This is a genomic window from Actinoplanes regularis (assembly GCF_900188005.1).
In the GTDB taxonomy this organism is placed as follows: Bacteria; Actinomycetota; Actinomycetes; order Mycobacteriales; family Micromonosporaceae; genus Actinoplanes; species Actinoplanes regularis.
Genome location: NZ_FZNR01000046.1, coordinates 1 through 18,354, shown reverse-complemented (window position 1 = coordinate 18,354; position 18,354 = coordinate 1). Strand labels below are relative to the sequence as shown.

Below are 18,354 nucleotides of genomic sequence, written 5' to 3'. Positions count from 1 at the left end.
CTGGAAGCCGCCTGCCGGATCATCATCCTCGAAGACCAGCTCGAGGAAGCCCTCCAGCACAATCAGGACCTCCAGCGCCACCGGCCAGCGGAATCCGCCTGATCCACCGCCCGCACGCGGTCCTTCTCGACCACGAGAGAGACCGCGCATGCCGGCTCGGCCAGTCGGGCGTTCCGGCGCTGATGTTCGCGCCCGCAGCCGTCACAGTCCAGGTAGAGCACTGGCAGCGGCTGCGGGTCGGCCCGGAACTCGCGCCACTCCTGGCGTGCCGTGCCGGGCCCGGTCACTGGCTGGCGCGTAGGTAGGCCAGGGATGCGCCGCCTTTCTCGGCGGACCACCCCCGATCGGCTTCCTCGGCGACCACCTGACCGTCGTGCACGGCCTGCTGGCCGTGGCGGTGCTGCTCGGTCTGGCGTTCGCGGTGTCCCGGGTTCTCCGGCCGATCGGCTGAGCAACGCACCGATCGGCCGGAGGGTCGATTCAGTCGACCGGCTGTCCCTGCTGCAGCCGGGTCAGGACCCGGGTCAGCTCCGGACCGAGCTCGCCGACCAGGTCGCGCCCCGGCTCACCGCGGTTCGGCAGGTTCCACAGGAAGTGGAAGCCGACAGCTTTCCTCTCATCCTGGCCGCCGGACCGCACAACCGCCTCCATGAAGTCGAGTGTGCTGCGCCAATCGGGGCGTTGCTAACGAACGTGCGACCAGGGATCAAAAAGTTGATCCATGGTTGAGGGATGGTCTTGGTCTTGGTCTGGTCTCGACGGAATGATGTCGGTCTGTGGCTGGTCTGCCGGAGAACTTTCCTGACCTGGTTGAACATTGGACGCTCCTGCGAGCTGTACTACCTGGTGCGCCGCTACCTCACCCCGGACCTGGTGCGCGCCCTGGCCATCGACATCGCCAACGCCACCTTCGCCGTGCGGCAACGGGCGCTGTGGGGCGGCGGGCGCTGTGGGGCGGCGGGTCCAGCGCGGTCGCGTCGGACTCGACGCACTTCGGGGCGTGGGACCAGAACCTGTTCACCGAGTGGCATTCCCGGTACAAGACGCGCGGCGTGCTCATCTGCTGGCACGTCGAGCGTAGGAGCATGGTCGTGCACTCGCAGCTGCTGACCTGCACCGCGTCCGAGGTCGCCGCGATGGTCGACGGGGCGATGCACCACGGCACGGAGATGGACGTGCGGTCGAACTACGTCGACACGCACGGCCAATCGGTGATCGGGTTCGGGCTGACCAGGTTGCTGGGCTTCGACCTGCTGCCGCGGATCAAGCGGATCAACCACCTGCGGCTGTACCCGGCGTCGGCCGGGTGGCGCGACGCCTACCCGGAGCTGGCGCCGGCGATGGTGAACCGGGCGATCGACTGGGGCTTGATCGCCGACGAGTACGACCACATGATCAAGTACGCGATCTCGATCAAGAACAAGACCGCTTCGACCGCGGCGATCCTGCGCCGGTTCCACCGCACGAACGTGCTGCACCCCACCTATCAGGCGATGCAGGAACTGGGCCGGGCGCAGCGCACGATCTTCGCCTGCCGCTATCTGCGCGACCGCGACCTGCAAAGGGAGATCAACTCGGGGCTGAACGTGGACGTGCTCGCCGACGGTGCCGTCGCGTTGACGGCGGAGGACGAGCGTGGCCTCAATCCGCTGTTCTGGTCGAACATCGCCCCGTACGGCGAGGTCAAGCTCGACCTGGGCCGGCGTATCACCCTGACCGCCGACACCCGTACCGCCGCGCCCGGCACCGACCCGATCGCCCCGGCATGATGATCCACCGATGAGGAGAGACCCGCGATGCCCCCCCGGCCACGGCCATGACCCACACCGAGGACCTGCGCCGCCGCGATCGCCGACGCCCTGCAGCGAACGGCCACCGCGGCGGCCGGCGGCGACTTCGCCGCCGCGAGCACCGCAGCGGCCAACCTGCGGCAGTACGCCGAGCACGCCGTCACCGCCGTCGTCCGTGACGCCCTCGCCGCAGGCCTGGACTGGTGGGCGGTGGGAGAGCACCTCGGCTTGCACCCACAGGCCGCCTACGAGCAGTACCGCGGCGCCGCCGAAGGCCTGCGCGCACCGGCGCAGCAGCGCCCTGACCTGGCCGTGGTCTGCACCGCCGGGCTGCTCGACGCCCACGATCTCGACGACGAGTCCGGCATCGACCTCGACGACCTGGGCGACGACCACAGCCTCGCCCAAGACCCGACCGTGGTGCGGCTGCGCGCCGCTGCGGCGGCACTGCGCGAAGACGCGTGGATCGCGGTGCGGCTGCCCGGCACCTACGAGGGCGAAGACGAGATCGACGACGACGCGGCGATCAGCCGCTGGAGCACCGTGGTCACCCACCCCGACGAACTGGGCTGGCTGCGCGAAGCCCTGCACCACCGCGACGAGACCGCGGACCCCGACGACGAACTCGAACCGCTGTAACCACGGGGCGCCGCGCCGGCCGCCGCGGGAACGTGCCCCGCGCAGTGAGTGCCGTCGGTCACGGGGTTTCCGGCGAAGCCTCCCACGATTGCTCGTCACCTTTTGTGGCAGATCAACTATTTTGTCCTGGTCGGGCGGGTAGGGTCACCGCCAGTGATCCCGTCGCAGCGTCAGGTCGATCCGCCCGCGACGCGCGTCGAAGCGTTCGCGAGCGGCTCGCATCATCGGGCGGAGGAAGAAGATCTTGTCAGGCATCTTGGTGGTTGATGATGAACCGGACCTGCGTGCCATTGCCCGGCGTGTGCTGGAACGCGCCGGGCACGAGGTGCGCGAGGCAGGCAACGGCCAGGCCGCCCTCGAACTGGTGCGACAGTCGTTGCCGGATCTGATCCTCACCGACATCATGATGCCCCTGATGGACGGATATGAACTCATCCGGCAGATTCGAGCCGACGCCGCGACCGCACGTATTCCGATCCTCGTGATGAGCGGGTACCACCCGCGACCTCTCGACGCCGATGTGCAGCTGATCGCCAAGCCCTTCAAGCTCTCCGACCTCGTCGCGGCTGTCGAGGCTCAGCTGACACCACCACGAGGGGAGACCCGGCAATGAAATGGTTGACCAGCGGCGTGCCTGGCCTTGATCAGGTACTGGGCGGCGGGATCGTGGCGGGATCGGCATTGGTGCTGGCCGGTGACGCCGGCACCGGCAAGACAACCCTGGCCCAGCAGATCAGTTTCGCCAACGCCGCGGCCGAGCACCCGGTCATCTACTACACGGCGTTGTCCGAGCCCAACGCGAAGCTGGTGACGCACCTGGAGCAGTTCGACTTCTTCGAGCGCGACAGGATCGGATCGCAGGTGGAGTTCATCTACCTGGGAGAACTCATCACACACGGCAACGGCGACATGAGTGCGGTGGTCGCCGAGGTGATGCGCAAGGTGTTGGAGGCCGAACCGGTCATCGTTGCCATCGACAACACCGCGACGCTTCGCGACTACGCCGACGAACGGGAGTTACGCCGGGCGTTCTACGACCTGAGCGGGCAGCTCGCCTACGCCGGCGTCACCTTGCTGCTGGTCGGCGACTACCCCTTGGCGGACACGCAGATGGGCGCCGAGTTCGCGCTGGCCGACTCCATCGTGCACTTGGCCTACGAAGCGCATGAACCCGTCGACCAACGCTGGCTGCGCGCGGTGAAGGTACGTCACGCGAAGCATCTGACCGGCAAGCACGCCCTCACTATCGACACCACCGGATGCACCGTCTTCCCCCGGGTGGAAACGCTCAACTTCGGTGAGCCGACCGAGGTCACCGACCGGATCCCCAGTGGAATACCCGGCCTGGACGACATCATGGGCGGCGGCATCGGCCGATATGCCACCTGCGCGATCCTGGGACCGTCCGGATCCGGCAAGACGATCTTGAGTCTTCAGTTCATCCATGAAGGCCTGAAGCGGCAAGAGGGCTGTCTTTACGTCACCTTCCAAGACACCCCGAACCAGCTGTTCAAGACGGCCACCTCGTTCGGCATCGATCTGCAGACGCCCCAGCGCGACGGCCGGCTCATCATTCACCATGTGCCCTCTGATCAGCTCAACCTGGACATCCTCGCCGCGGGCATCAGCCAGAGCCTGGCCGGCGGCGGGATCCGGCGGGTCGTCATCGACAGCCTCGGGGAGATGGTCGTGGCCGCCCGCGAGTCCGAACGCTTCCCGGCCTACATGCGCAGCCTGATCGGGCTGATCCGCAACGCGGGCGCTAACCTGCTGGTCACCAGCGAGACGACGATGATCGGCCCCGCCCTTCGACCGGCGGAAGAAAGCATGTTCCTGTTCCACAACGTGATCATGATGCGCTACGTCGAGCTGCCCGACCGGATCGGCCGGGCGCTGAACGTCCTCAAAATGCGTAACAGCGAGCACTCCACACAACTACACGAACTGCACATCGGCAAACACGGCATGAAGATCGAACGCCCACTCCCCAACGTCAGTGGAGCCCTGGGTTGGAGCGTACTGCGGGCAACCGTCAACGAACCCGGTGTTTGAAGACCACAGCCGCCGTCGACCCGCCGCGTGCCACGTCAGGCTCCTTGTTGCGTTCGGGCCGTGGTGACCAGCAGTTCGTCGTAGCGGTCCACCGTGGGCGGGCCGGGGCGACTGTCGGCGGGCAGCGCGGTGATCTGCGCGTCGAGGCGCTGCTGGGCCGCCGCCGGCGGGACGAGTTCGGGCAGCATCTTGTAGAGGATGCTGCGGGAGATCCCGAGCATCTTGGCGATCGCCGACATGGTCCGGTCGGGCTCGGCGAGCAGCTGTAACGCGTAGGCGATCTTCTCCGGGGTCATCGCCGGTAGGCGGCCGAGGCGTTGCCCGCGGGCCCGGGCGGCGGCCAGGCCCTCGTTCGTGTTGCCCACGATGATCGTGCGGATGAACTCGGCCAGGGCGGCGAAGACGTGGAAGACGAACATCCCGCCGGCGGTGGTGGTGTCCAGCTTCTCGTGCAGCGACTGGAACCCGACGCCTTGGCGCTTGAGCCGGCCGACGATGCCGATCAGGTCTTCCAGGGAACGGCCGAGCCGGTCAGCACGTCGCCGGGCCGGACGTAGTCGAACATGCGGGTCAGCTCGGGCCGGTCGGTGTTCTTGCCGGGCGCCTTGTCGAAGAAGCACTTGGCGCACCCGACCGCCGACAGGGCGGCTTGCTGGCGGGCGAGGTTCTGCTCGCGGGTGGAGACCCGGCCGACCGCGTCCTGACGCCGGAGTAGTGCCGTCGCTGTCTCGCGGGTGACGAACGTATCTCCGGCGTCGAGCACGAGGTTTAACAGCGCTTTGCCAGCCTCGGGCACCTCGGCGAAAATGGCCAGACTGCGCCCTGCGTCTGCCCTGTCGCGATAGTTGGGGCTTCCCGCAAGGCCGATCAGCGTGGCCACCACGGCGCGTCGTGCTTCGTCGCTCATTGCCGCATTCTTTCGCGACCATCGCAGTGAATCCCATCGAGCCGTAGATGATCACATAGCGTGAGCGGTTCTAGATCATGATCGGGGAACAGCGACTACTTGATTACAGGTCTCTGCCAGAGTCGAGGGCCAAGCCGGGCCGTGCTGACGAGCTACTCCATCTTCCGGATCATGGTGGCGACCGCGTCCGGCTCGACGAGTTGGTGCAGGTGCAGGCCCCGCATACGCTCGACCCGCCAGCCGCGCCCGCGCGCGTCCGTCGCCTTTTCGTCGTCGCCGTCCGCCCCGAACATCAGATAGCCGCACGGCCGGTCGTCCCAGCCGGCAGGCACCGGGATGTGCTGCTCGAAGTAGGACAGCGGTAGCCGCGGCTGCTCGTCGCAGACCGCCCGCATAGTCTCCGCGTCCGGGAACAGCGAGGCGATTTCCGCCTCGTCCCACCATTGCGACCAGGGCGGTAGCCGTCCGCCGTCCGCCTTTCGGCGGGCGGCATCGAGCAGCGCGGGTGAGACGGCGTCGGTCAGCCCTTCACGGGCCGGCAGGGAAGCGTCGACGAAGATACAGCCTTTCACCGTACGGTCGAGCGCGTCGACGACGACCGGCATGAACCGACCCGCGTTGCTGTGCCCGACCAACACCACCTCCACCTCGGGCGGCAGCGTGGCGACCGCGGTGGTCACGGCCTGGGAGACCAGCGGCCAGAACGGCGGCTGAGCGTCGGCGAGATGCAGGAACGACGGCACCACCGCGTTCGGCAGGCGCCGTGCCACCGGCGCCCAGGTCGATGGTCCCACCAGCGGGCTGTGCATCAGAACGTGGGCGATTCTCACGGGCGTCATTCTGTCAGCCCCTCGCGCTCGCTACTTCGGCCGCGAAGCAGCGGTCCCGGAAGAAGCACACAAGGATGGCCCGCTCTGTCAGATTAGAGGATTAGGATTACCGGTAATACGATAATCCAGTGAAGTGCCCAAACCGGACAAATTTTGGCTACACCATAGTGACAGTTATGTTGTAGTGGGATGTCCCGCGGGTTCTCATCGCCCTCTTGTGGGGACTCCAGTTCGTCAGTGGTTTCCGCCACCGAACGTCAGCGTGATTGCCATGGAATGTCAGTGGCTCGGCCCGAGTGGCGGGTACGGGTTCCCGGGCTGCGCGGGTCAGTCGGTCCTGAGTCGCACCACATGTCTTGAGCACTGCGGGTCAGCCGGCTGCGATGAAGGCGATCGAGACGCCGCACAGCAGTACCCCGAGCCCTTGCCAGCGGCCGACGCGCTCGCCGAGCAGCAGGACCGACAGTGCGATCGTGAAGACCGGGTAGAGCGACACGACGACCCCGGTGATGGTCAGGCTTCCGGCGTGGGTGGCGGTCAGGAACAACGCGGTGCCGCCGGCGCCCAGCACCCCGATCGGCAGGCCGAACCAAGCCCGCCTCGTCGAGGGGAGCCAGGACTGCCGCAGTGCCAGGGCGGCAGCCACGGTGACCAGCCCGGCTGCGGCGTTCTGTATGGCCAGCGGCAGCAAGCCGGCCGACGCCGGGATCTGGCCTACCGCGGTAAACAGGACGCCGAAGCCGAGACCGGAGAGCGCACCGTCGCGGATCGCTGCAAGGTCGGTTCCGGCTCGCGGTCCGCCGCCGGAGGTCGCCACCAGCCAGATCCCCGGCAGAGCGACGAGGATCCCGGCCCACACGATCAGGGGTGGCCGCTCGCCGGCGGTTACGCCCGCGAACACGGGGACGGCGGCCGCGCCGACAGCCGACAGCGGGGCCACCAGGGTGCTGCGTCCGGAGGCAAGGCCCCGGTACAGGTAGACGGTGCCGGCGGCGCTGCCGGCACCGGCCAGGCCCGCCAAGCCGAGGTGTCCGGCGGTGACGGTGCCCGATGTTCCGGCGGCGGCGGCGAGCATGGCGAGGCCGCCGCCGAGCTGGCCGGTGACGGTGATGGCCCACGGGCTCACCGTCCGGGAGGTGAATCCGCCGCCGACGTCGCAGATGCCGTAGGTGAGGGCCGCTGCCAGGGAGAGCACGATCGCCACAGTCATGGCATCGATGCTTCCGGCGAACTGGTCCATTCGGCAGGTCCGCTCGCCCCGCAGAGTTGTGTACCAGTTACGGTCGTACGGTGGGGGTCCGATGGAGCCGCGGCGGGCCGGAGCTTGCGGTGAACCTCGACCGCACGGTGCCGGAGCCGCTGCGTCAGCAGCTGTTGCAGCAGATGCGCGAGGCGATCCGGTGTGGAGCGCTGCAACCGGGGGAGCCGCTGCCGTCCACGCGGCGCCTGGCCGAGCAGGCGGGCGTGTCACGTGGGCTGGTCGTCGACTGCTACGAGCAGCTGCTGGCCGAGGGCTATCTGGAGGCGATCGGCGGATCGGGGACGCGGGTGGCGGCGGGTGCCGGATCCTCCCGCCCGGCTCCGCGGCCCGATCCAACGGCAGGCGAGGCCGTCGCGGACGGCGCCATCTCGTTCGAGTACGGCATTCCCGATCTCGCCTCGGTCCCGTTGTCCGACTGGCTCTGGGCGCTGACCGAGGCGATCCGCACCGTCCCGGCCGCCGGGCTCGCCGACGAGGATCCGGCCGGCTCACTCCGGCTGAGGGAGGTGCTGACCGCCTACCACCGGCGGGTCCGGGCCGGCTACGTCACGGCCGGTGACGCCGTGGTGGTCAGCGGCTTCCGGCACGGGCTGGCGATCGTGCTGGCCGCGCTCGCCCGGCACGGGATCACCGACGTGGCGCTGGAGGATCCGGGCCCACGCGAGCACGACGAGATCGTGCGGCGCGCCGGTGCGAAGGTGGTGGCCGTGCCGGTCGACGACGATGGACTGGACGTGGCGACGCTGCGCCGCTCGGCGGCGCGGGCGGTGCTGGTCACGCCGGCTCATCAGTGCCCAACCGGTGCCGTGCTTTCTCCGCAGCGGCGGCGTGACCTGGTGGCCTGGGCCAAGGCGGTCGACGGGGTGATCCTGGAGGACGACTACGACGCCGAGTTCCGCTACGACCGGCAGCCGGTCGGTTCCCTGCACGGCCTCGACCCGGACCGGGTGATCGCACTCGGGTCGGTGAGCAAGACGTTCGCGCCGGCGCTTCGCATCGGGTGGCTGCTCACTCCACCGGCGTATCGGCCGGCGGTGCTCGATGAGAAGCGGTTCACCACCCGCGGGGTACCGGCGCTAGACCAGACCGCCCTGGCGTACCTGATCGAGTCCGGGCGTTTCGACCGCCACCTGCGCCGGATGCGCACGCTCTACGCGGCCCGGCGCGAGACGCTGGCCGCGGCCGTCGAGGCGGACCTGCCCGGCCTGCGGCTGAGCGGGCTGGCCGCCGGCTGCCACGCGGTGCTGAAGCTGCCGCCCAACATGAGCGAGGCCAAGGTGGTTGCCGGCGCGCGCGCCCGGTCCGTGATCGTGCGCGGGCTCAACGACTACCGGCTCACCAGCGAGGGCGCGGCGCCGGCGCTGGTCCTCGGCTTCGGAAACACCAGCGAGTCCCGCATCCGGGCCGGGGTCCGGGCGCTGGCCGAGGAACTGACGACCGGCAGCAGCCGATCCTGAGCGCACGCGGTGCGCCCGGTCGGGAAGTCGGTTGCTCACTGCGGGGGCCAAGGACAAAATTGCTGACGCCTGACGTTCGCATGGCGCTCAACACGGATCTTCAGTGAAGGCGACAAACGATTTTCAGTAGTCGGTGCGCAGGGCTCCTTGTGGAGGCTGGTGTGGCCCAGTTCGACCGAGGGCTGCAGGGCTACGACGCCCGAAATCCCAGGAGGATCGTTCAGGGACAAGCGGGCAGCGGCGCTTCTGACGTGAGCTGGCGGTAACACGCCGGGCGGGCAGGACAGGTGACTGACGCGCAGCGCGTCAGTCTTCCGGGGGATGGACATCGAAAGTTGCCGTACCTGGCCGTCATCGTACGAGGCATGCCGAACGCCTCCAGCCCTGATGACGTGGACCGTTCCGGGCGCCGCAAGAACAATGGTCGTTGCTACGCCCCTGACTGTGCCCTGTCCCGTCGTGCTCGAAGTTCGACCCGGAGTGTTCCAGAAGAACGCGCAGGTGGCGCATGTGTTTGGGGTCAAGCGCGGCGCCGCCCGCTTCCAGGGCGCGTGCCGGACGAGGTGCGTGACTCGTTTGTTGTTGTGACTGGCCCACCATGCGGGTGGACGGCGACGAGAAGCTGTATCCGCCCGGCCGGCTCTGGCAGTGGAAGACCGAGCACGAGGGTGCCAACGGCAAGGTCCTGGCTCCGCTGCAGTTCAGTGATCCGGAACAAGCGATCGCCCTGCTGGTCGCAGGGTCGGGTCAGGTAGGGCTGTTCTTCGTGCAGGTCGCAGTAGCCGACCGGGCTCTATGAGCCGTTGGCGACCGATCGGGCCGACCGAGGTAGGCGTCGCGGACCGGGGTGGCCGGCGGGTGGCAGGGCGCCGTTGAGAGCGATCCGGGTCCCGGCCCTCGGTAGCCCGCCGGCCGTGGCCGGCGCACACTCAGGCCGAAGGCGTCCGTGTAAGCAACCACGTCGGCCAAACGGTGCTGTCCCTGCGCCGGCACCGACCACGACCAGGGCAACGACAGGGGCAGCCCCCGGCTGGGTGTTGGTCGCCTGCGGGCACCTGCAACCGGATAGGTTGATCACATGCCTGATCCCCGTTCATTCACGCCTGCTGAGGCCTACGCCGTGCTGCTGGAAGGCAACGCACGCTTCGTGCGCGGTGAGCGAGAGCATCCCAACCAGGACGCCGATCGCCGGTCGAAGTCGGCGCCGGGGCAACGTCCCTTCGCGGTGCTGTTCGGCTGTTCGGACTCGCGGCTCGCCGCGGAAATAATCTTCGACCGAGGACTGGGAGATCTATTCGTGGTACGCACCGCCGGCCACGTAGCCGGCCCGGAGGTACTGGGCAGTATCGAGTACGGGGTCACCGTTCTAGGCACACCTCTTGTCGTCGTACTGGGGCATGATTCCTGCGGCGCCGTCACCGCGGCGAGCGAAGCCGAACGCGGGGGTACTGCCCCGGCGGGCTACATCGGCGACGTGGTAGAACGCGTGATGCCCAGCGTGCTCGCCGCGCGGGCGAAGGGCCTCACCGACGTCAACCACTTCGTCGACGAGCACATCCAGCGCACTGTCGCAGGACTGGTGGGACGCTCGCTGCTGTTGGCCACTGAGGTGTCCGCCGGCCGGTGTGCGGTCGTCGGCCTCTCCTACCGGCTGGCCGAGGGGACAGTACATCCCGTGGCGCAGCAAGGGCTGCAAGTATGAACAGCGCACGCTGATCAGCGCGCCATATCAAGCGTTCGCCAAGCCTTTAGTGGCTGAATGATCGTCCGAGTGACCTTGCATGACCGATGCGGGAGCGTGTGGGCGGTGAACCGGCTGTCCGGGTCGGAACTGATCGTCGTCGTCAGCGACGGCAGCGCCGTGCCCGCCGGGACCGACCTGAACCCCGTACTGTCCGAGCACGCGCGTTGGCTCAGGAGCGTCGGGTTCGATTCGGTAACGGAGCAACTGGACCCTGACGCTCTGGACCAACCGGCCGACGCCCTCGGCGTGGTCCGTGCTGAGGTGCCCATCGTCTACCTCGTGCACACCCGAGCGGACCACGCCGAGCAGATCCGCCAGGCCCTTGAGGACGCGGGGCACGCTGTGGTCACCGACAACGATCTGCGCGCCGTCGTGACTGCGGCGCGGGTGCTGACAGAACTGCGCCGCACGGGACACCCGATCAACCAGAGCGCTGTGGTGGTCGCTGAGCCCGACGAGCTGTTCCAGATGGCTCCCCTGTTGATCGCCATCGGCTTTCGCAACCTGGTGTTCTGGAAGCAGGCCGACGCAACGGCCCTTCCGCTTGCCCGCATCGCCCAGGACGCCGACATCGTCGTGGACCTGCGCGCCATGCCGGTCGACGACCCCCGAACGCCAGGTCAGACAAGCCCGTTGGTGGTCCGGCTACCGGCCCCGGCCGACTGCCTCGCCGTCTTACCGGGCCTGCTGGCTGCCATGGTCGACACCCGAACTGCGCGATTGCCCATCGACGTCCTGGCCGCGGTAACCCAACTGCTCGCCATTATGACAGCCCCGGGCTTCGCATTGGCAACGCCCGACCCGACGCTGACCGACGGCATCGCCTGGGTATCCCGACAGGCTCTACGCCACCCGCGCGGCGGGTGAACCCCTGCTGGCACGTCTCGCCGGTCCACGAAGTGCGGGGGCCCTTGCGACGCCCGCCCGGCCAACCCGACGCGCTGGTCATCAATCATTTTGATCAAAAGATATCGATCAGAACTGCCACCAGGATCGGTGGTGTACGCGTCCAGGCGGCGCAGGTTGGCCAGCTTCTCCAGCTCCGCCTTCACCGCGGCCGGGCTCGACGACATCGGCCCCGGTACCCAGCCACGCCAGCGGCGTCCGGCCGAGACAGGCATCCGCGAGCAGCAACAGGTCCCGCTCCTGCCGACGCCGCGCGGTAAGAAGGTGCTCCACCCGCGTCCACGTCTTCGCGCGGGCCTTCGTCCGCGCCGTGGCCACGTGCTCGCAGGCCAGCCGGAACTAACCGCCCAGGTGCTTCCCCAGGCTCGGTCCGCGAGCATCGCCCCCTTGCATCGACAGCTAGAAATATTTACGTAATAATGTTTACAGAACAGAAACGCGTCTCTTGTCGCCCGTCGCAGTAGATCGAACCACTCCGTACGAGAGGACGTTCTCCGTGACAATGAATGCAGGTTTCGCGGACCGAGCGCTGTCACGCACCCGCCGGCGCCTCCTGGTCCTCCTCACCGCGGCCGCCACCGCACTCGTCGGCAGCGCGGTCATCCAGCAGCAGCCCGCACACGCCGCGTGGAACCTCGTGTGGGCCGACGAGTTCAACGGGTCCGGCGCGCCCAGCAGCGCCAACTGGAACTACAACGTCGGCAACGGCCTCAACCCCGGCCTCAACGCTTTCGACGGCTGGGGCAACGGCGAGTGGGAGTGGTACCGCCCCGAGAACTGCACGCAGTCCGGCGGCAACCTCGTGATGCGCGCCAACTGGCTCACGACGCCCATCACGGTCAACGGCCGCAACTTCTACCAGACGTCGTGCCGCATGACGACGGACACGAAGAAGTCCTTCCAGTACGGCCGCATCGAGGCACGCATGGCGCTCCCGACCGCCACCGGCTCGTGGCCGGCTTTCTGGATGCTCGGTGACTCGTGCGACGAGACGTCCACGGGCGCCTACAACCCGGCCCAGACCTACTACGACCGCCTGCCCACCAACTGGGCCAGTTGCGGCGAGGTCGACATCATGGAACACGCGAACGCAAACGCGACCGTGACGAACAATATCTTCTGGGATCTCCGGACCGGCGTGTTCCCGTGGACAGCGGGTCAGAACGCCAACTACGTCGCGAACCCCGCCGTCAACAACGCCGCGGCCTTCCACGTCTATGCCATCGAGTGGACGGCCGCGCAGATCCGCTGGTACGTCGACGGTGCGCAAACGCACGTGATCGACACGACACCGGCGACCTTGGAGGAGTTCCGCAAGCCGTTCCACCTCATCTTCAACCTGGCGCTGGGCGGCACGTACCCCGGACAGAACCCCGTGCAGAGCCAGTTCCCGCTCACCGCATCGATCGACTACGTGCGCTACTACCAGGACGGCGGGGGCACGACGCCGCCTCCCACGGGCGGACCCGCGACGCAGATCAACGGGCCGGGCGGCAAGTGCGTGGACGTGGCCGGAAACGACACGGGCGGCAACGGCGCGGCCGTGCAGCTGTGGACGTGCCAGGGGCCTTCTCTTTCGAAGGACCAGCAGTGGAGCTGGGACGGCCAGACCCTGCGGACCTTGGGCCGGTGCCTCGACGTCACCAGCGCGGGTACGGCCAACGGCACGAAGATACAGCTCTGGGACTGCAACGGCAGCGGCGCACAGAACTGGGTCCAGGAAGGTAACCGGTTGCGCAACCCGAACTCCAACAAGTGCCTGGACTCCCCGTCAGGCTCGACAGCGGACGGCGCGCGACTGCAGATCTGGGACTGCAACGGATCGGCCGCACAGTACTTCGTGAAGGCCGCGTGACGGCCGGCCGAGGGGCACGCTGACGGTCAGGGCGCGGGAGCGGACAGGCTCCCGCGCCCTTTCCTTGCGTTCCGGGATACGACCCGCGCCGGGTTGGTCCGGCGCGGGTCGTGGAACGGTAGCCGTCGGGCACGGACGGCGGCAGATCCGGATGCCGGCACGCGGCCCCGCCGAAGGGCCACCGATGAGACGATCGCTGTGTGATCGAACTGCCTGAGGGATCCCGGTGGTACTGGGACGTACTCCATTTCGATGGTTCCGAGGTCTGGCTGGCCGCGGCGACGGCCCGCACGTGTCGACACTGTCCCGGCCAACGAGCGGGAACTCCCCGCGTCGACTGAGAGGCACCCATGAGCACCGACCTAGACCAGCGGCCGTGGCTGCTGCGGTGGGCCGTCCTCGGTCTCATCGTGGCCGGCGGGATCATCCAAATCGTCATGTCCACCTACTACCTCAGCGTGGCCCACGCGCCCCAACCGCACGACCTGCCGGTCGGATACCTCGCCACGCCGGCCAACGCTGCCGACGTCCAGGCCCGCATCGAGCAGGGCGGCCAGTTCGCTGCCCACCGGTACGACTCCACCGACGCGATGATCACCGCCATCAGAACCAAGGACGTCTTCGGCGGGCTCGATGTCAGCGCTACCCCGCCGCATCTGTACGTCGCCTCCGCCGCCGGCCCCGCCGCGGCCGCCGCGCTACGCACCGCGTTCACCACCGTGGTGCAACAGCAGACCGCCGGCCAGGTGCAGCAGCTGGTCGCCGCCGGTCAGCCCGTGCCGGCCCCCACGGTGCAGCAGCTCACCACCCCGCCGGCCATCACGGACGTGGTCGCCCTGCCACCCGACGACCGGTCCGGCGCCTCGATCGGGCTGCTCGTGCAGGCGCTGGCCATTGGCGCCACCGTCGCCTCGATCGGGCTGGGCCGCATCGGCTCCCGTACAAAGCCGTCGCTGCTGCGCGGCGTCGGCCATACGGCCGCCCTACTCGCGTACGCCGCCGCGTCGGCCGCCGCTGTCCTGGTCGCCGCACACGCCTTCGGTGTCGTCACGGCCGGCGCCGACGTCCACCTGTTCCGGACCTTTCTACTCGTGTCGGTGGCCGTCACCGGCTCCGTCGCCGGCCTCGTCGCGCTGATCGGGCCGGCCGGCTCGTTCCTGGGTACCGCCTACTTCCTGTTCGGGGTGCCGATCTCCGGCGCCACCGTGCTGGCCGAATTTCTACCCCCGGCCGCCCGGGTCCTCGGCCAGGTCCTGCCCACCGGGGCGGGCGCCACCCTCGTACGGGACAACCTCTACTTCCCCGATGCCAGCGTCAGCCAGCCTGTAGCCACCCTGGCGCTGTACGCCATCGTGGGCCTCCTGCTCGTGCTGGTCACCAACGCACTGGCCAACCGGTCCCGGCGCGCCTCCCTGCTGCAGGTCACACCGCGCGCCGAGCAGGCGGACGCGCCGGGCTGACGCGGTGTGCGGCCCAAGGGCGTATTTCGCAGGTCTGGCTTTTCCCGCGAACGCCCGCAGCGAGCCTCGGACGTCGCCCGCACCAACTACCACGATGCCTACCACCACCTCTGGGACATCCGCCAAATCCTGGCCGCGTCGCCCTGACGCCGGCTGCTCGTCCAGCGCACCGTCCTAGGCACGAGCGAGCATCCAGCTCGCCGGTCAGGCTCGCGTGACGTCCTCGGCACGCCGCCGCGCGCTGCGCGTGCCATGAGCAGACCCAGCTGTACGAGCGTCCTTGCTGGCTTTCCCAGCCAACCGCTGATCAGCAGATCCGCCTGCCTGACGAGCCGACCAGCTGTCACGATGAGTAGCGCGCGGATCAAGCAAATGCGGACGGTTTGACGACGTACTCGACGGGCACCCGTCGAGTACGTCGGACGAGAACGGCGGGCGCTACGTCACCACCAGAGCCACTGGGCGCAGTGACGATGCTGCAGGACGGTGGGAATCGTGTCGACGCTGCCGTCGCCACGATGCTCCTTGGTGGCATTTCGGCATGAGACTCGCGCGACCTGACGTTCTTTGCGGATCCAGACGTCGTCGATGAACCACTTGGGCGGGCCGCCGCCACCCACGAGACGCCGTAGGCCGGCCCGTGGGTGGTACGGACCGTCCTTGTCTGTACGAGCCATTTTGCCCCTTACTGGGGCCCCGACTGCGGCCACCTAGAGGGGGTGGAACGCTGCGCTCAATGCCGTACGACGGTTCGTAGCCACGACCGGAGGGATAGATCGGCCGCCGTGCAGCTTCGAGGTCACGTGCGCTGTATTCGGCACGTCCGTGTGCCCACGGCGGGCATCGCCGATCACGGTCGGTGACCGCTGGTCGATGGCCACGCACTACCAGCCGCGCGGCACGAACGGCTGCGGCGGGCGACGGAATCCGGAAATCCGAGGCTGTCCAGGAGCAGGCCGCCATCCGGTGAGTGGAAGTAGTCGGTTACCTGCCGAGCCCAGTCTTCAATCTTCGGATCGTCCGCGGCTCCGGGTATGCGAAAGGGCGCCCACTCGGAGGTGGGACGCCCTTTTCAGCGTTGCCTGGGGGGTAAGGCTAGAACCAGACTTTTCGACCACCGACCGGGCGACCGACGGCACCGAGGATCCAGAGCACGGCACCGACTATCAGGAGGATGATGCCGATCGTGTAGAGAATCGACACCTTCAGGAAGATGCCCAACAGCAAGAGGATGAGCCCCAGAACCAGCATGACTTACTCCGTTTCGCCGACGGGTGTCTCCCGCCGGCAACCCTGTACCCAGCCCATCAAAATGCTAATCCGATCGATGGTTGACCCCGCACTACCGCTACGGACGTTTCACGCACGTCAGCTCAACTCGGAGGCCCGCAACCGGCAGGCTCAGCAGGTCCTCGCCACGATTGCAGCGTGAGTATCCCCCGCGTCTCGTGGCGAGTATCCGATCCTTCTGTCAGCTGCGGATTGGCTGACCGTCGACGTCGCTCTCGACAGCTTGGCTTGCCGCCTGCGATTGGAAGGATGGGATGTGGAGGAGGGCGACGAAGAACATGAAGGCCAGCACCCGTGCTGGCGTTCATGGCTCGATTTCACCGAAGACATCTGTCTTGCTGGAGAAGACCGGCTTCCTGAACGACCGAGCGACCCCGATGATCTCGCAACGTGGCCGCCCCCTGACATCATGATCGAAATTGACCTCAGCGATGTACGAGTGGCAACTCGTCATCTCCGCGCTGAACGACTCGGCAACCGTCAGCGGTCGATTGGGAGACTATGACCAGTCCACCAACGCGCGCGGCGTCGCACGCGAGATCGCAACTGGACTGAAGCAACAGCAGTGGCAGCCGCTGTCCGGCGGGATCAACCCGTTGCCAAGGTAAGGATGCCCGCATTGCGGCGCACCCCGATTAAGCCCAGCCCAACGCACTCAATTCGGCACGGTCAGACGTTCACGTCGCCTACGTTCCGGAGGCCATGAACGCGGCGAGGATGTAGTTGGGGTGGCAATCGAGGTCCTGCGGGGGTCTACCATCGGCCGGTGCGCAAGGTAGGCGGCGTTGGCCGGACGAACGCCGGCGGTTCTGGCCTGACGCTCGATGTCGCCAGTCGCAGCCGACCTGAGCTCGCGGTCCACGTGGCGACACACGGTCGCCTCATGCTGCGGCAAGCCACCCAGGCGACCCTCCTAGCGAAGATCCACGACGACCACTGCGGAGTTGAGTACCTGATCACCGGCACCTTCCGATCGCCGATCGCGCCGATGCGGGCCTCCCATGCCGCGGTGATCGCGGACGCCGATCGCGAACACTGGACCAGGCGGTGGGCGCATTACTTCGCTACGGCCTTGCATGCCGCGCAGCACAGCCCGCTCTACGACGGCCGCTGGCTTCTCAACGCCCACCCCACACGTCTGGAGTACACGCCGTGGGCCCGCTCGGTGGCCCAGCGCTGGGCAGAGTTGCTGCTCACCGACAACCCCGGCGAGATCGACTGGTTCTCCCGACAGGGCGGCTGGCAGGTCCTGCCGTTACGCCAGTTGAGCGACCCCACCGATGGCCGGGTCAAGGCCTACCGGAAGCAGGCGACGGCCGGCATCCTGCCCCCGGTGCTGCTCTGGTGGATCAGCAGCCTGGACTGCTACGTCATCCTGGACGGCCACGACCGGATCCTGGCCGCTATCGCCGAAGAACAGGAGCCGTCCTTCATGGCCCTGGCCAATACCAATCGGCAGCGCATCGGTTCTCACAGCCAGGCGGTCGTCGACCGCTACCTCGCCGAGCAGCAGCTGATCCCATCAACCGCCACCGGCGCCTTGGCGGCGTCCAGCCGACGCCTCGCCCGGACGTTGAATGAGATCGACACCGACTATGACCGCACCCGCGCCTGGATGCTGCCCGGAGGCAGCGCCGCCTGGGACGCCGTCGCGCAGGCGCGTGATTCTGCCTGGAGCGACTACATCGACCAGCTGATCGCCGACGAACTCCGACTCCCCCGCAGAGCCGGTCCGTCCGGTCCCAGCGGAGGGAACAGCGTTCCACCACGCAACTTCACCGGTACGGAGGGTGACGGTCGAGCTGACCCCGCACCCGCACTCGGGGAGCGGCAGGAGAGTGCGCTGAGCGTTCAGGCGCGCATACCGCGAAAGAAGACACGGATCGGTTCCTGACAGACATCGGATCCGACCGCAGAAGAGCTATTACGGCAAGCCGCCTAAATGCCTGCGCAGAGAAGGGTGGGTCTGCTGCTGCCGAACGCGTCTCTGATTGATGACGATGATCATGATCGTTACCCTGGTCCACCGTGAGCTACTACGGCACCATCCTGATGACCCGAGCCGATGTGAGTTTCCCCCGCTTTGATGGAGCAGTTTTCCCTGCTACCGGCTGGTGGCAGGGGTAGCCAAGGCAGGCTTGGGCTGCTCGTCCTGGTGTCGAT

Annotated in this window: 17 protein-coding genes and 4 pseudogenes; 13 read left to right on the top strand and 8 right to left on the bottom strand. The window is 67.8% G+C overall.

The genetic code is table 11. The features are described from left to right. Positions 1-102 (top strand): annotated as a pseudogene (locus CHC09_RS48270) (MerR family DNA-binding transcriptional regulator); the annotation flags it as partial. Between the two features lie 378 nt (positions 103-480). Here CHC09_RS48270 and CHC09_RS47025 read toward each other — a convergent pair. Further along, entirely contained in the window at positions 481-651 is a 171-nt protein-coding gene (locus CHC09_RS47025) for a hypothetical protein (protein ID WP_179277566.1), read from the bottom strand. A gap of 171 nt (positions 652-822) precedes the next feature. Here CHC09_RS47025 and CHC09_RS44370 point away from each other — a divergent pair. The 4 genes and pseudogenes from CHC09_RS44370 to CHC09_RS44355 form a co-directional block, all read left to right on the top strand. Beyond that, a pseudogene (locus CHC09_RS44370) lies at positions 823-1,769 on the top strand (Tn3 family transposase); the annotation flags it as partial. Positions 1,770-2,000: 231 nt separating this feature from the next. Next, a complete protein-coding gene (locus CHC09_RS44365; protein WP_239138933.1) occupies positions 2,001-2,429 on the top strand; it encodes a hypothetical protein in 429 nt (142 codons plus the stop codon). 244 nt (positions 2,430-2,673) lie between these two features. After that, complete coding sequence (locus tag CHC09_RS44360; protein WP_089299296.1) at positions 2,674-3,042, top strand: response regulator; 369 nt, start codon at positions 2,674-2,676, stop codon at positions 3,040-3,042. After that, positions 3,039-4,481 (top strand): ATPase domain-containing protein, encoded by a 1,443-nt coding sequence (locus CHC09_RS44355; protein ID WP_089299295.1) that lies wholly within the window; start codon positions 3,039-3,041, stop codon positions 4,479-4,481. The genes CHC09_RS44360 and CHC09_RS44355 overlap by 4 nt, the downstream gene beginning before the upstream one ends. 35 nt (positions 4,482-4,516) lie before the next feature. Here CHC09_RS44355 and CHC09_RS47320 read toward each other — a convergent pair whose 3' ends face one another. From CHC09_RS47320 to CHC09_RS44340, 4 genes and pseudogenes are all read right to left on the bottom strand, one after another. Beyond that, on the bottom strand, positions 4,517-4,777 hold the full coding sequence (locus CHC09_RS47320; RefSeq protein WP_239138934.1) for a helix-turn-helix domain-containing protein: 261 nt from the start codon (positions 4,775-4,777) through the stop codon (positions 4,517-4,519). 81 nt (positions 4,778-4,858) lie between these two features. After that, positions 4,859-5,388: pseudogene (locus CHC09_RS47315) on the bottom strand (recombinase family protein); the annotation flags it as partial. 152 nt (positions 5,389-5,540) lie between these two features. Then, positions 5,541-6,227: an alpha/beta fold hydrolase gene (locus tag CHC09_RS44345; RefSeq protein WP_089299294.1), complete on the bottom strand. Its 687-nt coding sequence runs from the start codon at positions 6,225-6,227 to the stop codon at positions 5,541-5,543. A 361-nt stretch (positions 6,228-6,588) separates the two neighbouring features. Beyond that, complete coding sequence (locus CHC09_RS44340; protein WP_179277565.1) at positions 6,589-7,428, bottom strand: DMT family transporter; 840 nt, start codon at positions 7,426-7,428, stop codon at positions 6,589-6,591. 80 nt (positions 7,429-7,508) lie between these two features. Here CHC09_RS44340 and pdxR point away from each other — a divergent pair, with 80 nt between their 5' ends. The 4 genes from pdxR to CHC09_RS47020 all read left to right on the top strand — a co-directional run bounded on the left by pdxR (position 7,509) and on the right by CHC09_RS47020 (position 11,547). After that, a complete protein-coding gene (pdxR, locus tag CHC09_RS44335) occupies positions 7,509-8,936 on the top strand; it encodes a MocR-like pyridoxine biosynthesis transcription factor PdxR (protein ID WP_089299292.1) in 1,428 nt (475 codons plus the stop codon). Between the two features lie 598 nt (positions 8,937-9,534). Continuing rightward, positions 9,535-9,735 (top strand): hypothetical protein, encoded by a 201-nt coding sequence (locus tag CHC09_RS44330; RefSeq protein WP_089299291.1) that lies wholly within the window; start codon positions 9,535-9,537, stop codon positions 9,733-9,735. A gap of 279 nt (positions 9,736-10,014) precedes the next feature. Then, positions 10,015-10,638, top strand: a complete 624-nt coding sequence (locus CHC09_RS44325; protein WP_089299290.1) for a carbonic anhydrase — start codon at positions 10,015-10,017, stop codon at positions 10,636-10,638. A gap of 105 nt (positions 10,639-10,743) precedes the next feature. Beyond that, positions 10,744-11,547 (top strand): hypothetical protein, encoded by an 804-nt coding sequence (locus tag CHC09_RS47020; RefSeq protein ID WP_179277564.1) that lies wholly within the window; start codon positions 10,744-10,746, stop codon positions 11,545-11,547. A 125-nt stretch (positions 11,548-11,672) separates the two neighbouring features. Here the strand turns inward: CHC09_RS47020 and CHC09_RS48795 are convergent. Continuing rightward, positions 11,673-11,925: pseudogene (locus CHC09_RS48795) on the bottom strand (hypothetical protein); the annotation flags it as partial. A 163-nt stretch (positions 11,926-12,088) separates the two neighbouring features. Here CHC09_RS48795 and CHC09_RS44310 point away from each other — a divergent pair. Both CHC09_RS44310 and CHC09_RS44305 read left to right on the top strand, forming a co-directional pair. Beyond that, positions 12,089-13,441 carry a ricin-type beta-trefoil lectin domain protein gene (locus CHC09_RS44310; RefSeq protein WP_089299288.1) on the top strand — a complete coding sequence of 451 codons (1,353 nt, stop codon included), beginning with the start codon at positions 12,089-12,091 and terminating at the stop codon, positions 13,439-13,441. A 350-nt stretch (positions 13,442-13,791) separates the two neighbouring features. Next, a complete protein-coding gene (locus CHC09_RS44305) occupies positions 13,792-14,901 on the top strand; it encodes a hypothetical protein (RefSeq protein ID WP_089299287.1) in 1,110 nt (369 codons plus the stop codon). A 443-nt stretch (positions 14,902-15,344) separates the two neighbouring features. Here the strand turns inward: CHC09_RS44305 and CHC09_RS46010 are convergent, their stop codons facing one another. Together CHC09_RS46010 and CHC09_RS44300 are read right to left on the bottom strand one after the other, a co-directional pair. Further along, entirely contained in the window at positions 15,345-15,578 is a 234-nt protein-coding gene (locus CHC09_RS46010) for a hypothetical protein (protein ID WP_143232944.1), read from the bottom strand. Positions 15,579-15,996: 418 nt separating this feature from the next. Beyond that, complete coding sequence (locus tag CHC09_RS44300) at positions 15,997-16,152, bottom strand: hypothetical protein (protein WP_089299286.1); 156 nt, start codon at positions 16,150-16,152, stop codon at positions 15,997-15,999. A gap of 458 nt (positions 16,153-16,610) precedes the next feature. Between CHC09_RS44300 and CHC09_RS46005 the strand changes: the two genes are divergently transcribed. Together CHC09_RS46005 and CHC09_RS44295 are read left to right on the top strand one after the other, a co-directional pair. Then, on the top strand, positions 16,611-16,799 hold the full coding sequence (locus tag CHC09_RS46005; RefSeq protein ID WP_143232943.1) for a hypothetical protein: 189 nt from the start codon (positions 16,611-16,613) through the stop codon (positions 16,797-16,799). 275 nt (positions 16,800-17,074) lie between these two features. Continuing rightward, positions 17,075-18,085, top strand: coding sequence for a hypothetical protein (locus CHC09_RS44295; protein WP_089299285.1), 1,011 nt, complete (start codon positions 17,075-17,077; stop codon positions 18,083-18,085). Positions 18,086-18,354: the final 269 nt, after the last annotated feature.

What these genes read in the sequence shown, in the direction of transcription:
- CHC09_RS47025 (WP_179277566.1), bottom strand. Translation starts at nt 651, where the DNA reads ATGGAGGCGGTTGTGCGGTCCGGCGGCCAGGATGAGAGGAAAGCTGTC.
- CHC09_RS44355 (WP_089299295.1), top strand. Translation starts at nt 3,039, where the DNA reads ATGAAATGGTTGACCAGCGGCGTGCCTGGCCTTGATCAGGTACTGGGC.
- CHC09_RS47320 (WP_239138934.1), bottom strand. Translation starts at nt 4,777, where the DNA reads ATGACCCCGGAGAAGATCGCCTACGCGTTACAGCTGCTCGCCGAGCCC.
- CHC09_RS44345 (WP_089299294.1), bottom strand. Translation starts at nt 6,227, where the DNA reads ATGACGCCCGTGAGAATCGCCCACGTTCTGATGCACAGCCCGCTGGTG.
- CHC09_RS44340 (WP_179277565.1), bottom strand. Translation starts at nt 7,428, where the DNA reads ATGACTGTGGCGATCGTGCTCTCCCTGGCAGCGGCCCTCACCTACGGC.
- CHC09_RS44330 (WP_089299291.1), top strand. Translation starts at nt 9,535, where the DNA reads ATGCGGGTGGACGGCGACGAGAAGCTGTATCCGCCCGGCCGGCTCTGG.
- CHC09_RS44325 (WP_089299290.1), top strand. Translation starts at nt 10,015, where the DNA reads ATGCCTGATCCCCGTTCATTCACGCCTGCTGAGGCCTACGCCGTGCTG.
- CHC09_RS44310 (WP_089299288.1), top strand. Translation starts at nt 12,089, where the DNA reads ATGAATGCAGGTTTCGCGGACCGAGCGCTGTCACGCACCCGCCGGCGC.
- CHC09_RS44305 (WP_089299287.1), top strand. Translation starts at nt 13,792, where the DNA reads ATGAGCACCGACCTAGACCAGCGGCCGTGGCTGCTGCGGTGGGCCGTC.
- CHC09_RS46010 (WP_143232944.1), bottom strand. Translation starts at nt 15,578, where the DNA reads ATGGCTCGTACAGACAAGGACGGTCCGTACCACCCACGGGCCGGCCTA.
- CHC09_RS44300 (WP_089299286.1), bottom strand. Translation starts at nt 16,152, where the DNA reads ATGCTGGTTCTGGGGCTCATCCTCTTGCTGTTGGGCATCTTCCTGAAG.
- CHC09_RS44295 (WP_089299285.1), top strand. Translation starts at nt 17,075, where the DNA reads ATGCTGCGGCAAGCCACCCAGGCGACCCTCCTAGCGAAGATCCACGAC.